The organism is Pseudomonas sp. NCIMB 10586 (assembly GCF_023127895.1).
Taxonomy (GTDB): Bacteria; Pseudomonadota; Gammaproteobacteria; order Pseudomonadales; family Pseudomonadaceae; genus Aquipseudomonas; species Aquipseudomonas synxantha_A.
Genome location: NZ_SPKQ01000042.1, coordinates 753,386 through 766,542 on the forward strand (window position 1 = coordinate 753,386; position 13,157 = coordinate 766,542).

The window sequence follows — 13,157 nt, forward strand, 5'->3', positions numbered from 1 at the left end:
CGAGCCGCCCTTGATCTTGATCTTGATCTGTTTTTGATCTTAGGCGCCCCGTTAAACCACGCTGGCCGGAATTCGACAGGGATTTGGGGGGTAAACCGGCAGGGATGCCGGTTTAGCCGCCCCGCGCCATGGATGGCGCGTGGCGGCGGCCCCCCAAATCCATGGCGGATTACGGGCACACCGAGCCTGAGCGAGGTGCCGAGTGGTGGGGCAAGAGCGTTTTACTTACTTTTGCGCTTTTCAAAAGTGAGCCGCTGTAAGAGCGGAACCAATAGTGGCCGTTACCTAAATAACGGATATGTACTCGTTCTGATCCAACATCCTGGTCGGCTGTCAGGCCGCCATCGGGAGCAAGCCCCCTCCCACATTTTTAAGCTGTGCAAGTCAATGAAACCTCACTCTGCTTTTGCAACCCGATGCCGCGTCTACCCGGCCAACGGATCTGTACTCAATCAAGAAGCCAACCATGCAAACGTCTAAATTCCGCAAAATCGGCCTCCTGGCAGCATTGGCCGTCGCCATCGGCCTGATCATCTACACCGTAAAGGCCCCCGCCGACGCCCCCCAATACCTCACCGCCACCACCGAACGCGGCGATATCGAAAACGCAGTATTGGCCACCGGCCTGCTCGAAGGCATCAAGCAGGTCGACGTCGGCGCCCAAGTCTCCGGCCAGCTCAAATCGTTGAAAGTCAAAGTCGGCGACAAGGTAAAAAAGGGCCAGTGGCTAGCCGAAATCGACCCGCTGATCCTGCAGAACACCCTGCGCAAAGCCCAGGTCGACGAAGAAAACCTCCAGGCCCAACGCCGCGCAACCGCCGCGCAGCTCAAGCAGGCCAAGTCTGTCTATGAACGCTACAAGGGTCTGCAGGCCGACGAATCGGTGTCACGCCAGGATTTCGAAGACGCCGAATCAAGCTTCCAGGTGCAGCAGGCCAACCTGCTGTCCCTGGACGCACAGATCAAAAGCGCACACATCCAGATCGACACCGCCAAGGTCAACCTGGCCTACACTCGCATCAACGCGCCCATCGACGGCGACGTAGTGGGCATCGTCACCCAGGAAGGCCAGACCGTGATCGCCAGCCAGCTCGCACCGGTACTGCTCAAGCTGGCGGACTTGGACACCATGACCGTCAAGGCCCAGGTCTCGGAAGCGGATGTGATTCATATCAGCCCCGGCCAGCAGGTGTACTTCACCATCCTCGGCGAGGCGGACAAACGCTATTACGCCAAACTGCGCGGCACTGAACCAGCCCCGCAGAACTTCCTCGAAACCCAGACCGCCGGCACCCCCAAGCAGAACACCGCGGTGTTCTATAACGCGCTGTTCGACGTGCCCAACCCTGACCACCGCCTGCGCATCGCCATGACCGCACAGGTGCGCATTGTGCTCGACACCGCCGAGGCCGCGTTGATGGTGCCGGTGGCGGCGCTGGGAGCACGCAATGCCGACGGCAGTTACCCGGTGCGGGTGCTGGATGCCAAGGGCAAAGCGGTAGAGCGCAACGTCAGGACCGGCATCAATAACAACGTCAAAGTGCAGATTCTGGATGGCCTGGCCGAGGGCGACAAGGTGGTAATCGGCGACGCCACACCCGCCGTGGCAGGGAGCTGATCCATGACTCAGCCTCTGTTGGAACTCAAGGGCATCACCCGTAGTTTTATGGCCGGCGAGCGTGAATTCATCGCGCTCAAAGGCATCGACCTGACGATTCATGCCGGGGAAATGCTGGCGATCATCGGCGCCTCGGGCTCGGGCAAATCGACCCTGATGAATATCCTTGGCGGCCTGGATTACGCCACCGCCGGCAGCTACAAGATCAATGGCATCGAAACCCGCTCCCTGGGCGATGAGCAACTGGCTGAGCTGCGCCGTGATTACTTCGGCTTTATCTTCCAGCGCTACCATTTGCTTGCTCACCTGAGCGCCTTGCACAACGTGGAAATGCCAGCGATTTATGCCGGTACTCCTGAAAGCCAGCGTCACAGTCGTGCGCGGGAGTTGCTCCAGCGGTTGGGCCTGGCGAGTCATATCTCCCACCGGCCCAGCCAGCTGTCCGGCGGGCAACAACAGCGCGTGAGTATCGCGCGGGCCCTGATGAACGGCGGCGAAGTGATCCTCGCCGACGAACCCACCGGCGCCCTCGACACCCACAGCGGCAAGGAAGTGATGCGTATCCTCGCAGAGCTGCACGCGGCCGGGCACACGGTGATCATCGTCACCCACGACCCCAAGGTCGCCGCGAATGCCCAGCGCATTGTCGAGGTGTGTGACGGTGAGATCGTCAGCGACAAGGTCAATGACAGCGTTGACCTGGAGCTGCCCAGCGAAGCGCCGATCGAGCCCAGGCGCAGCGGAGCGCGGCGCCTGGTGGCGAGCCTGGGGCTATTCAAGGAAGCCTTCAACATGGCCTGGGTGGCGCTGATTTCGCACCGCATGCGCACCTTGCTGACCATGCTCGGCATTGTGATCGGGATCACCTCGGTGGTGTCGATCTCGGCCATCGGCGAAGGCGCCAAGCGCTATGTGCTCAAGGACATCCAGGCGATCGGCAGCAACACCATCGATATCTTTTCCGGCACCAGCTTTGGTGACAGTCGCGCCTCGGCGATCCAGACGCTGATGCCCTCGGATGTGGACGCGCTGAACCAGCTGTATTACGTCGACAGCGCCACGCCGGTGGTGGGCCGCAACCTGTTGCTGCGCTTTGGCAACATCGATGTGGATGCCCAGGTCAACGGCGTCAGTGATCGCTACTTCAAGGTCAAGGGCCTCAAGCTGGAAGCCGGCATTGCCTTCAGTGAAAGCGATGCGCGACGCCAGGCCCAGGTGGTGGTGATCGACCACAACACCCGCCAGCGGCTGTTCGGGCCGAACATCGACCCGCTGGGCCAGGTGATCCTGGTGGGCAACCTGCCGTGTACGGTGATCGGCGTGACGGCGGACAACAAGAACATGTTCGCCGCCAGCAAGGCGCTGAACGTGTGGGTGCCGTATGAGACGGCGGCGGGGCGCCTGTTGGGCCAGCGTCATCTGGACAGCATCACCGTGCGCATCAAAGACGGCCAGCCGAGCAAGGTGGTGGAAGACAACGTCAACAAGCTGATGCTGCAACGTCACGGCACCAAGGACTTCTTCACCAACAACCTCGACAGCATCATGCAGACGGTGCAAAAAACCAGCCGTTCCCTGGCGCTGCTGTTGTCGTTGATTGCGGTGATTTCATTGCTGGTGGGAGGCATTGGCGTGATGAATATCATGCTGGTGTCGGTCACCGAGCGCACCCGCGAGATTGGTATCCGCATGGCGGTGGGGGCGCGCCAGTCGGATATTCGCCAGCAGTTTCTGGTGGAGGCGGTGATGGTGTGTTTGATCGGCGGGATCATCGGGATCTCGTTGTCCTACGCCATCGGTTATCTGTTTTCGCTGTTTGTGAAGGAGTGGGAAATGGTGTTTTCGGTGGGCTCGATCATTACCGCGTTTGCCTGCTCGACACTGATCGGCATTGTGTTCGGTTTTGTGCCGGCGCGAAATGCGGCGCGGTTGGACCCGATAGAGGCATTGGCAAGGGACTGATCCCTATCTGCCAATGAGGACCCCATGTGGGAGGGGGCTTGCTCCCGATAGCAATTTTTCAGTCAAAGATGTAATGGCTGATACACCGCTATCGGGAGCAAGCCCCCTCCCACAGTTTGATCTGCGTGCGCCTAGAAACGGGTGCTGTCTTGGGTCGAGTACATCCACCGCAACAACGAATGCCGCCCACTGATCCCCAGCTTGATCGCCGCGCGCTTGAGGTAGCTTTCGATGGTGTTGACCTTCAATGCCAGTTGTTCGGCCAGCTCCGGTGCGGTGCGCCCGGCCAGCAGGCCCACGCACACTTGCAGTTCACGGTTGGACAGGGTCAGCCCCGATTGCACCAGGCGCTCCTGGATGCGTCGGCGCAGGGTTTCGATGCCCTGGTGCTGTGGCACCGCCGGTGGGCTGTCCTGACGGCCAGGCTGAATCGCGGTGATGTGTTTTTCCACCATGGGCAGCAACAGCGTGGAGAAGTCCTGCAACATGCTGCGCTCTTGGGCAGAAAAACTCTGCGAGGGGTGCGAGCGGTACACCGACAGCACGTAGCGCACATCGTCCTTGTGTCGGGTGAGGTGCAATTGTGCGGCGGGTTGCTCGGCCCCCAGGGTTGCCACCGAGTCGGTGTAGACCGGGCTGATCTTGCGGCGGCTGTGGCCTTCGCTGTTGACCTGCAGCTGGGTGATATGGGTGGCGTCCACGGCCAGTTGGGTGAGGATGAGGTCATGCAGCATACGTGGGAAATGGCGGCTGCCGGTGCTGGCGATGACCTTGCCTATATGTGGGAACAGGTGTGAGTTCATCAATTCGTCCATGAGTTTCGGGTACAGGTATTGGGCGTTATAGCGGCGGGAGTCAACAAGGTAACCGCTATGAATAACCTGCACGGATAATCCTTCCCGCCGCCACCATGCTAGTACAGGCTGGCAAAGGCAGGGGGATCCAATCGATAAAATTCAGATTAAAAACGCATAACGGTAGTCGGATCCGTCCGACCACCGCCAGGATAAAAAACACTTTACGTGTAGGCGCTATCTCACAGCAGAGGGCGCTGTCGCGGCCTGACGCACCGTGTTGCGGCCGCACTTGGCCAGGGCCTGATGCACATCCGCCAACAGGTCGGCGACGTCTTCAAGCCCCACCGACAAACGCACCAGGCCCTCGCTGATACCGTGCTGCGCAAGTTGCTCGGGGGTATAGGTGGAGTGGGTCATGCTCGCCGGATGTTGCGCCAACGATTCGGCATCCCCCAGGCTGACCGCACGGGTGAACAGTTGCAGTGCGTTCATAAAGCGCCGCCCCGTCTCGATCCCGCCCTTGAGTTCAAAGGCAATCATGCCGCCGGGCAGTTTCATTTGCCGGGTCGCCAGTTCGTACTGTGGGAAGGACCGCAGCCCGGGGTAGATCACACTCTCCACGGCCGGGTGCGCCTGTAAGGCTTCGGCCAGCGCCTGGGCATTGCTGCAATGGCGGTCCATGCGCAGGGCCAGGGTCTTGAGGCCGCGCATCAGCAACGACGCGTCCTGGGGCGACATCACCGCGCCGGTCAGGTCCTTGAGCCCTTGCAGGCGAATGCGCTGTGCCAGCGCCTGGTTGCTCACCGCAATGCCTGCGGTGATGTCGCCATGGCCGCTGAGGTATTTGGTGGCCGAGTGCACCACCACATCGGCACCCAGTTCCAGGGGCCGTTGCAGGTAGGGCGTGCAGTAGGTGTTGTCGACCACCAGGGTGACATTCGGCTGTTGATGGGCAAGCCTGGCCACGGCGGCGATGTCGATCAGGCGCAGGTTGGGGTTGGCCGGGGTTTCGCAGTAGATCATGCGGGTCGCCGGGGACAAGGCCGCTTGCAGGGCGGCCAGGTCGGTCAGGTCAACATGCCGCACCTTGATGCCGAATTCGCCGATGCCGTGGTGCAACAGAGCGAAGGTGCAGCCATACAGGGTCTGGCTGACGATCACCTCGTCGCCCGGGCGTAGCAGGGTCCAGAACGTCGCGGCAATCGCGCCCATGCCGGAGCTGAAGGCCACCGCCGCTTCACCGTTTTCCAGGGTGGCCATGCGTGATTCCAGCAGCGCCAGGGTCGGGTTGGAAATGCGCGTGTAGAAGTGGCCGCTGGCTTCGCCGGCAAAGCACGCGGCGCCGTATTCAACCGTGGGGAAGGCGAAGGTGGCCGACAGGTAAATCGGCGGTACGAGCGCGCCGTGGTGGTCCTTGGGGTCATAGCCGTGGTGAATGGCACGGGTGGAAAAGCCGCAGGTGTGGTGTTTATTGGTCATGTCGGGCGCTCCTTATTTCCTACAATGCTATGCTCATAACCACGGACGAACCTTGCAAAAACTGCTGGAAAAACCCGCGTTTGTGAATCAAACACCGATAAAAATAATGATTAGAGGCACGTTATGCCCATCAAGCTGGACCGCACCGACAAAGCCCTTTTAAACGCATTGCAGGGCAACGCCCGCCTGACCGTGGCCGAACTGGCCGAGCGGGTCGCCTTGACGACCTCACCCTGCTGGCGCCGGGTGCGCACCCTGGAGGAAAGCGGGGTGATCAGCGGCTACCAGGCGATCCTCTCGCCCAAGGCGCTGGGCTATGGGGTGACCGCGTTTGTCAGCATCATGATGGACAGCCACACCCAGGAAATCGCCCGCGCGTTCGAGCAGCGCCTGTTGGAGATTCCGGAAATCGTGGCGTGCCATAACGTGTCGGGCCGCTATGATTTTTTGCTGGAAGTGGTGGCCAAGGACCTGGAATCGTTCGGCGAGTTTGCCCGCGAAGTCTTGCAGACCTTGCCCTGCGTCAAGGAAATCTATTCGAGCTTTTCGTACAAGTCGGTGCGGCCGTTGCGGGTAATTCCGTTGCCGGGGTGAACGGCTCAAAACACCTCAATTGGCTTTTCTGTAGGAGCAAGCTTGCTCGCGAAAAACCTGAGAGCGCCGCGCTTGGGCTGTAAACCCGCGTCATCGTTGACGACCTTCGCGGGCAAGCCCGCTCCTACAGGGATTCGCGCCCGGCATGGGCATTGCTCTGCGCCACTTCATGCAACAACGCCTCAAACACCCGCTGCACCCGTGGCTCATCACTGTGGGCCACATTGAAGCGCATCGAGTCGCGATGGGCCGGGTCGTAGCCAAACAGCCCACCGGGCGCCAGCACCATGCTGCGTTTCAACGCTTCCTGGGCCAGCAATTCGCCGTTCACCCCCTTCGGCAGACGCGCCCAGATAAACATTCCGCCTTCATAGGCCATCGGCAGTTCGCAGCCGCAGCGCTTGAGCCATTGTTCGATGCGTCCACCGGCCTCCATCAGGCGTTGCACCATGCGCTTGCGATGCTTGGCATAACTGCCTTCGGTGAGCATACGGTAGACGATCTGTTCGAACAGTTCGGAGGTTACGCCGCCGCTCATCAACTTCATATTGGTGAGGTTGGCGGCCAGTTGCGGCGCGGCCACGACGTAGCTGACCCGGGTGTTGGCGCTGAGGATCTTGGAGAACCCTGACAAGTAGGTAACCTGATCGAGCCCGGCGACGGCAGCCAGGCGCGGGGGAGGGTTGGGGTGCAGGTCACCATAAAGATCATCCTCGACGATATGGCAGTGGTATTTCTGGGTCAGTTGCAGCAGGCGAAACGCTTGGCTGGGGCTGAAGGTATGCCCGGTGGGGTTATGCAAAACGCTGGTGGTCAGGTAAAGGCTGGGGCGGTGTTCGGCCAGCAACTGTTCGAGGGCCGCGAAATCGAAACCGTCGGGGCGGCGCTCAATGGTAACGACCTTGACCCCATGCAGCGCCAGGTTGGCGTGGAAGTTGAAGTAGCACGGCGCGTCGAGCAACACCGTGTCGCCAGGTCGGGCCAGCAGGCGCATAAGCATGTCCAGGCCCTGCACAGTGTTGGGCGTGGTGATGATCTGTTCTACGGGCACCGACAAACCTTCACCGTGCAGTTTCTGTTGCAGCGCCTGGCGCAACGGCAGCAGCCCGGCTGGCGTGCCCAAGCCTGCGATGCGCAGCGTTGGCGCACGCACCACACTGCGCATGGCCTGGCGAATCGCTTCGCCATTGAGCCATTCCTCCGGCAAGTGCCCACCGCCGGGGCGCAGTTCGCCACTGGCGGTGACCAGCGGGCGACGCAATATGCTGAGCAGGTCCTGGGGCAGCAAGTCGACCCAGGTCGCCGTTGCCGGCCGGGCGCTGTCCATCGCCACGAAGTAGCCACGGCCCTGGCTGGAGGTGAGCAAATGGCGCCCGCGCAGGCGGTCCAGCGCCTCATTGAGGGTGAACTTGCTCACGCCCAGGGTCTGGGTCAATTCCCGTACCGACGGCAACTTGCTGCCCGGCGCCCATTCGCCGTTCTCGATGGCCTGGCTGAACGCCTCGACGATCTGCTGGACCTTGGGGGTGCCCTCCACAAAAGCGATGGCGGATACAAACATGACGGGTCCTTGTGTTTGCCGGTAATTTTACCGGTGAAGTCAGGCCGAATTAGGCATCACTTTACCTGCCTTGTGCAATGCCGCTGCCCTAGACTGCGCCGTAACCAGACCGCCAAGGCCGCCCTGGGGCGGGCGCTTGAGGCGTGTTTCTCTCCATTCAAGGTCCGCGGCCATGACAAGTGCATTAACCCTGTCTTCGTTTCTCTACTTCCTGCTGTTTTGCACCACCATGACCTTCAGCCCCGGCCCCATGACCCTGCTGTTGCTGAGCCTGGGCTTGAAGGACGGCCTGCGCAGTTCGATCCCGGCGCAGATCGGCGCCAGTGTGTCGTACCTGATTTCCATGCTGATTTTTGCCGTCGGTTTCTCGGAACTGATCAAGGGCAACCTTGCCATTACCCAGACCATCCAGTTTGTCGGGGTAGCCTATATTCTCTACCTGGCCTACAAGCAGTGGACCAACAGCGGCGTGTCGATCAACAGCGCGGGCGCCGTGGAAGGCTCGCGCAGCCTGTTTGGCAAAGGGCTATTGACCGGGTTTTCCAACCCCAAGACCATCATCATGTTCAGCGCGGTGTTCCCGCAGTTTGCTGGCGCGGGGGAGCACAGTTCGGCGGCGGACATCGCCATCCTCGGGGCGACCTTCCTGTTGCTGCAATTTGCCAGCGGGTGCCTGTATTGCTATTTCGGCCAGCGCATCAAGCATGTACTGGAAAACCCCAATCGGCGGGTGTTGTTGCAGCGGGTCACCGCAGTGCTGCTGTTGGGCGTTGCATGGATGCTGGCGCGTGGCTTTTCACACTGAAGGATTAGCGTGTAAGCAGTAGTGGCGATTTGACGTTACCCTGTTAGACTCCAGGCACTCACTCAGGATTGCACCCCACCATGCCAGCCGTAGGAGGAAAGGGACTTCCGCTTGCTTCGCGCTTGTACAAATCTCGTCTTCTGGGGCTGAGCCTCGGCTTCATCTGCGTGGTGTTTGCCATGTATCCGCTGAGACCTTCCCTTTGGGTGTGGGCCTGGATGCTGATCAACGCTTTTGTGTGGCCGCATGTGGCTTTTCAGTTGTCTTTGCGTGCAGCCCATACCCTGCGCAGTGAGCGCCGTAGCCTGTTGTTCGATTCTTTTTGCGGCGGGTTTTGGGTCGGCGCGATGCACTTCAACCCACTGCCCAGCGTCACCACCCTGTCGATGATGACCATGAACAACGTGGCCATCGGTGGCACGCGCTTTATGCTGGCGGGGTGGGCGGCGCAGGCGCTGGGGCTGGGCGCGGCGCTGCTGATTTTTGCGCCTGGTTTTATCGCCGTGACCACCCAGGCCCAGTTGTATGCCTGCCTGCCGATCCTGATGCTGTATCCCCTGGTGCTGGGCTGGATCTGCTACCGCCAGGCCGTGACCCTGGCCCGGCACAAGCGTGAGCTGTTGGCCTTGAGCCGCACCGACAGCTTGTCCGGCCTGCTCAACCACGGTGCCTGGAAAGACCACCTGGACATCGAGTTCCAACGCTGCCGCCGAAACCAGGCGGGCGCCGCCATCGCGCTGATTGATATCGACCACTTCAAGACTATCAACGACACCTACGGCCATGTGACCGGCGATATCGTTCTGCGCCAATTGAGCAAAGTGCTGCGACAGAACCTGCGCGCCACCGATCTGGCCGGGCGTTATGGCGGCGATGAGTTCTGCGTGATCCTGCCGGACATGCCCCTCAATCGCGCCACCGAAGTGATGGAGGCCTTGCGCGATCGCTTCAACGCCTTGGCCTATGCCCAGGACCCGGCATTGCGCGTCAGCTTGAGTATCGGCCTGGCGCCGTACCAGCCGACCCACGCTGACTCCATCGGTTGGCTCAACGATGCCGACCAGGCGTTGTACGAAGCCAAGAGCAGCGGGCGCAACCGGGTAAACGCCGTGCAGGAGGGTTGGTTGCGGTCGGTCTAGTGAGATAGGGTGTGGGGAGCCCATTCCAACAAAAAAGGATCGCTCCATGCTCTTCACTTTCCCGCGTACCCTGCTGGCCGCCACCCTGGCGTTGTCCTTCGTCATGCCGGCCTACAGCGCCGAACCTCACAAGCAGATCCAGGCGGATGCCGAGCAGTACAAGGCCCAGGCCCTGAAGCTGTTGGAGCGCCTGGTAAATATCGACTCGGGGTCAGGTTACGAGCCGGGCCTGACCCAAGTGCGTGACATCGCCGTGGATGAGTTGAAGCAATTGGGGTTCAGCATTGAATTGGTACCGGACAAGGCGGCCAATAACAGCCACGTGGTTGCCACCCTCAAAGGCACCGGCAAGGCCAGGATCCTGCTGATGGCGCACATGGACACTGTCTTCAAGGAAGGCTCGGCCGCCGAGCGCCCGTTCCACATCAAGGATGGTCGTGCCTATGGTCCCGGCGTGATGGATGACAAGGGCGGCATCGTCGCCGGCATCTACGCGCTGAAAGTCCTGAAAAACCAGGGCTTCAAGGACTACGCACAGATCACCTTCCTGCTCGACGCCAGCGAAGAAACCGGCTCTGAGGCTGCCTCGGAACTGATCCGTAAAACCGCCAAGGGCCATGACGTGACCCTCAACCTGGAACCCGGCCGCCCAGCGGACGGCCTGGTGGTATGGCGCAAAGGCAGCGCGACCGCGGTGGTCGAAGTCAAAGGCAAGTCCGCCCACGCCGGCGTCGCCCCGGAACTGGGACGCAACGCCGCCATGGAGGCCGCGCACCAGATCCTGCAACTGGGCAAGCTCGGCGATGAGGAGAAGAAGACCACCATCAACTTCACCGTGCTCAAATCCGGTGACCGCACTAACGTTATCCCCGACCAGGCCACTGCCAAGGCCGACGTACGTGCGGCGGTGCCGGAAGAGTTCGATCGAATCGAGAAGGATCTGGCGCGGGTATCAGCCAACAAGTTGATCCCCGACACAGAAGTGAAAACCAGCCTGCAACGTGGTTTGCCACCAATGCCGCAAACGGCCGAATCGGATAAGTTGGTGGCGATCGCCCAAGGTATTTATGGCGAGCTGGGGCGCAAATTGACCATCGAAGGCAGTGGCGGCGCGGCAGATGCCAGCTTGTCGGCCGGGGTAGGGACGCCGACGTTGGATGGGTTTGGGATTGTGGGGGGCAATATCCACACGGCGGAGGAATATGCCGAGGTGGAGAGCGTGGTGCCGCGGGTTTATCTGTTGAGCCGGATGATTATGGAGCTGGCCAAGCGCTGATCGGAGCGTTGGATTGCCGTACTGAGGAGATTCAAATGTGGGAGGGGGCTTGCTCCCGATGGCGGTGGATCAGCTTGCATATGCATTGGCTGACCCACTGCTATCGGGAGCAAGCCCCCTCCCACATTGGATATTCAGTGTATCCAAGACTCGGGTCACCATGTGGCAGGGTCTTCGAGGCTGGCTTTTTGGAGGTCTTCTTTCCACCACTCATTAGCTAATCTATAAATTTCTTCGAAAAAGCCTTTTGGATTGTCCATGTCACTCCATCCCCAAGGCAGGGTGCAGTAATAGCCGGGAGCCTGTCTCAATAAGTGCGAAAAATTATAAGTTTCGTCGCTAAGTGCAGCCCCCAATTTGTCGCATAAGACCTTGCGATGTCGATAGCTTAGATCTGAAGATTTCTCAATTATGTATTTTTTGATCAGCCGCTCTCTATCTGTGTCAAGATTGATGTCGTAACATGCAAGCTCTTCACCTACAGTCTCTTCGCGATCATAAATATCGAACGGGCTGAGTAAATGGCGAAGTTTCGGTGCGTAAGGGATATCTAGAAAAGGGTGTTTCAGCATTGGTCATTGCTCACAGGAAATACGGTATAAAGTTCTTTGGTTTCGCGATCGAATTTCGCGATCGCTGCATCGATATTTTCATCAAGGATTGGATTGTTCCGATCAGTAGGGTTTGGTATATATCCTCTTCCGCAACCCTGCATTTCGATTCGGACAATTGGGTTGCCGTAGTAATCTTCCCCGGTAAAAGGCGGTAGATTGCGTTCCGCTCTTGTGGTCGCCTCATTTAATACAGCGAATTGCGCTCGATGACTTTTAAATTGTGTGCTTAGCTGCATTGGGTTTTTCCTTTTACTGGGGGTTGTTTATTTGTTTAGGGTCGTTAGCTCGCATCGGACTCTATCTTGTAGTGCTGTAAGCAGCGTAACAGCACAGCCATGAATTGCCGGTGATCAATTATTTCGTCATCAAAATAGGTGTCGAAAAGATAAAAAACAGAATCAAAGTTTTCATCTGTATTTAAATAGTAGTGAAGTGTGTCGATATGCCATTGTTGGATTTCAGGCTTATATGATAGAAATTCTGGTTTAGTCAATTTTTCAAAAAGCTCGGCGAGTTCTGTTTCGTTGTTGACATTTTTTGAAGCGATGAAGCGCTCTCTTTCAGGGTCGTCGTAGTTTTCAATGCTGTAGGTGAATAGTAGGCTTCTGAGTGTTGATAGTTCTGGTCTGAGCTTCATGTTTAGAATTCCGTGTACGCAGTAATCGGATTGCCATCATTATCAAGTATTACAATAGCTTTGCTTTGTCTTCCGTATTCAAAATTATTTTTTTTATATCCTTCTCCAATTATTTTTCCCATGTGCATTGGTCTGCGAGATGTTTGTAGATTTGTATATTTAAATATAAGTTGTGCGCGATAAATGGCGTTGAGTTGGTCCCGGTGGCTGAAATATCTAGTGGCTGCAGTAGGTATTTTGGGTTCACCATCTTTTCTTCCACCAATGTATCTTTCGATTTCTTCTGTTGTTGGGTTTTTACCTGATCTTACTCTTTCGAGTTGGGAGTCGGGGGTTGTCTGCGCGCCGTGCTTCTCCAAAAAATGTGCTCTTGGGAATGCTTGTTCGATCTCTTTCAAACGTCTGTAGGCGTTTGCCTCGGCTAGCTCATCAATTCTCGCCTGCCGCTGCGCGCGGGTCAGTTGCGGTAAGGCAGGCTCTCCGTGGTTAACACTCTCCGCAGGGTTTGGAGCACTGGTGCTGGGTTTACACCCGTCAGCACCTGGGCATGTATTCAAGCCTAGCGGATCTACCCATCCCGTCGGATTGGGCACGTACTGGAAACCATTGATCCCACCCGCCAGCTTCACCGGATCCGGCGTCAGGTAACGACCAACATCCGGATTGTAGTAGCGA

The 13,157-nt window shown here is 58.7% G+C and carries 13 protein-coding genes and 1 pseudogene; 6 read left to right on the forward strand and 8 right to left on the reverse strand.

Annotation, left to right across the window (positions count from 1 at the left end; translation table 11 throughout):
* The first annotated feature begins 466 nt into the window (after positions 1 to 466).
* Both macA and E4P01_RS18870 read left to right on the forward strand, forming a co-directional pair.
* Entirely contained in the window at positions 467 to 1,618 is a 1,152-nt protein-coding gene (macA, locus tag E4P01_RS18865) for a macrolide transporter subunit MacA (protein ID WP_005788987.1), read from the forward strand.
* A 3-nt stretch (positions 1,619 to 1,621) separates the two neighbouring features.
* Entirely contained in the window at positions 1,622 to 3,580 is a 1,959-nt protein-coding gene (locus E4P01_RS18870; RefSeq protein ID WP_032880741.1) for a MacB family efflux pump subunit, read from the forward strand.
* Between the two features lie 131 nt (positions 3,581 to 3,711).
* Here the strand turns inward: E4P01_RS18870 and E4P01_RS18875 are convergent, their stop codons facing one another.
* Complete coding sequence (locus E4P01_RS18875) at positions 3,712 to 4,383, reverse strand: helix-turn-helix transcriptional regulator (RefSeq protein ID WP_177327439.1); 672 nt, start codon at positions 4,381 to 4,383, stop codon at positions 3,712 to 3,714.
* A 228-nt stretch (positions 4,384 to 4,611) separates the two neighbouring features.
* The gene (locus tag E4P01_RS18880) at positions 4,612 to 5,856 is read right to left on the reverse strand and encodes a methionine gamma-lyase (protein ID WP_032880742.1); all 1,245 of its coding nucleotides are present in this window, start codon (positions 5,854 to 5,856) and stop codon (positions 4,612 to 4,614) included.
* Between the two features lie 123 nt (positions 5,857 to 5,979).
* Here E4P01_RS18880 and E4P01_RS18885 point away from each other — a divergent pair, with 123 nt between their 5' ends.
* The gene (locus E4P01_RS18885; protein ID WP_005788981.1) at positions 5,980 to 6,450 is read left to right on the forward strand and encodes an Lrp/AsnC family transcriptional regulator; all 471 of its coding nucleotides are present in this window, start codon (positions 5,980 to 5,982) and stop codon (positions 6,448 to 6,450) included.
* Between the two features lie 29 nt (positions 6,451 to 6,479).
* Here E4P01_RS18885 and E4P01_RS28300 read toward each other — a convergent pair.
* Both E4P01_RS28300 and E4P01_RS18890 read right to left on the reverse strand, forming a co-directional pair.
* Positions 6,480 to 6,584, reverse strand: a pseudogene (locus E4P01_RS28300) (outer membrane lipoprotein carrier protein LolA); the annotation flags it as partial.
* Positions 6,575 to 8,011, reverse strand: a complete 1,437-nt coding sequence (locus tag E4P01_RS18890) for a PLP-dependent aminotransferase family protein (protein WP_216091598.1) — start codon at positions 8,009 to 8,011, stop codon at positions 6,575 to 6,577. The pseudogene E4P01_RS28300 and the gene E4P01_RS18890, both read right to left, overlap by 10 nt.
* A 172-nt stretch (positions 8,012 to 8,183) precedes the next feature.
* On the opposite strand from E4P01_RS18890, the gene E4P01_RS18895 reads away from it, so the two are divergent.
* The 3 genes from E4P01_RS18895 to E4P01_RS18905 all read left to right on the forward strand — a co-directional run bounded on the left by E4P01_RS18895 (position 8,184) and on the right by E4P01_RS18905 (position 11,231).
* Positions 8,184 to 8,816: a LysE family translocator gene (locus tag E4P01_RS18895; RefSeq protein WP_078821562.1), complete on the forward strand. Its 633-nt coding sequence runs from the start codon at positions 8,184 to 8,186 to the stop codon at positions 8,814 to 8,816.
* An 80-nt stretch (positions 8,817 to 8,896) separates the two neighbouring features.
* Positions 8,897 to 9,955 (forward strand): diguanylate cyclase, encoded by a 1,059-nt coding sequence (locus tag E4P01_RS18900; RefSeq protein ID WP_216091597.1) that lies wholly within the window; start codon positions 8,897 to 8,899, stop codon positions 9,953 to 9,955.
* A gap of 46 nt (positions 9,956 to 10,001) precedes the next feature.
* Positions 10,002 to 11,231, forward strand: a complete 1,230-nt coding sequence (locus E4P01_RS18905) for a M20/M25/M40 family metallo-hydrolase (protein WP_078821560.1) — start codon at positions 10,002 to 10,004, stop codon at positions 11,229 to 11,231.
* Positions 11,232 to 11,386: 155 nt separating this feature from the next.
* Here the strand turns inward: E4P01_RS18905 and E4P01_RS18910 are convergent, their stop codons facing one another.
* From E4P01_RS18910 to E4P01_RS18925, 4 genes are all read right to left on the reverse strand, one after another.
* Positions 11,387 to 11,803 (reverse strand): hypothetical protein, encoded by a 417-nt coding sequence (locus E4P01_RS18910; protein ID WP_057703179.1) that lies wholly within the window; start codon positions 11,801 to 11,803, stop codon positions 11,387 to 11,389.
* Positions 11,797 to 12,081 (reverse strand): hypothetical protein, encoded by a 285-nt coding sequence (locus E4P01_RS18915; protein WP_187432797.1) that lies wholly within the window; start codon positions 12,079 to 12,081, stop codon positions 11,797 to 11,799. Before E4P01_RS18915 ends, E4P01_RS18910 begins: the two co-directional genes overlap by 7 nt.
* A gap of 44 nt (positions 12,082 to 12,125) precedes the next feature.
* Positions 12,126 to 12,482, reverse strand: coding sequence for a hypothetical protein (locus tag E4P01_RS18920; protein ID WP_216091596.1), 357 nt, complete (start codon positions 12,480 to 12,482; stop codon positions 12,126 to 12,128).
* Between the two features lie 2 nt (positions 12,483 to 12,484).
* Positions 12,485 to 13,157: RHS repeat-associated core domain-containing protein (locus E4P01_RS18925; protein WP_248130106.1), on the reverse strand; the 673-nt coding region annotated here is incomplete at its 5' end.

What these genes read in the sequence shown, in the direction of transcription:
- E4P01_RS18885 (WP_005788981.1), top strand. Translation starts at nt 5,980, where the DNA reads ATGCCCATCAAGCTGGACCGCACCGACAAAGCCCTTTTAAACGCATTG.
- macA (WP_005788987.1), top strand. Translation starts at nt 467, where the DNA reads ATGCAAACGTCTAAATTCCGCAAAATCGGCCTCCTGGCAGCATTGGCC.
- E4P01_RS18880 (WP_032880742.1), bottom strand. Translation starts at nt 5,856, where the DNA reads ATGACCAATAAACACCACACCTGCGGCTTTTCCACCCGTGCCATTCAC.
- E4P01_RS18895 (WP_078821562.1), top strand. Translation starts at nt 8,184, where the DNA reads ATGACAAGTGCATTAACCCTGTCTTCGTTTCTCTACTTCCTGCTGTTT.
- E4P01_RS18870 (WP_032880741.1), top strand. Translation starts at nt 1,622, where the DNA reads ATGACTCAGCCTCTGTTGGAACTCAAGGGCATCACCCGTAGTTTTATG.
- E4P01_RS18920 (WP_216091596.1), bottom strand. Translation starts at nt 12,482, where the DNA reads ATGAAGCTCAGACCAGAACTATCAACACTCAGAAGCCTACTATTCACC.
- E4P01_RS18890 (WP_216091598.1), bottom strand. Translation starts at nt 8,011, where the DNA reads ATGTTTGTATCCGCCATCGCTTTTGTGGAGGGCACCCCCAAGGTCCAG.
- E4P01_RS18915 (WP_187432797.1), bottom strand. Translation starts at nt 12,081, where the DNA reads ATGCAGCTAAGCACACAATTTAAAAGTCATCGAGCGCAATTCGCTGTA.
- E4P01_RS18900 (WP_216091597.1), top strand. Translation starts at nt 8,897, where the DNA reads ATGCCAGCCGTAGGAGGAAAGGGACTTCCGCTTGCTTCGCGCTTGTAC.
- E4P01_RS18905 (WP_078821560.1), top strand. Translation starts at nt 10,002, where the DNA reads ATGCTCTTCACTTTCCCGCGTACCCTGCTGGCCGCCACCCTGGCGTTG.
- E4P01_RS18910 (WP_057703179.1), bottom strand. Translation starts at nt 11,803, where the DNA reads ATGCTGAAACACCCTTTTCTAGATATCCCTTACGCACCGAAACTTCGC.
- E4P01_RS18875 (WP_177327439.1), bottom strand. Translation starts at nt 4,383, where the DNA reads ATGAACTCACACCTGTTCCCACATATAGGCAAGGTCATCGCCAGCACC.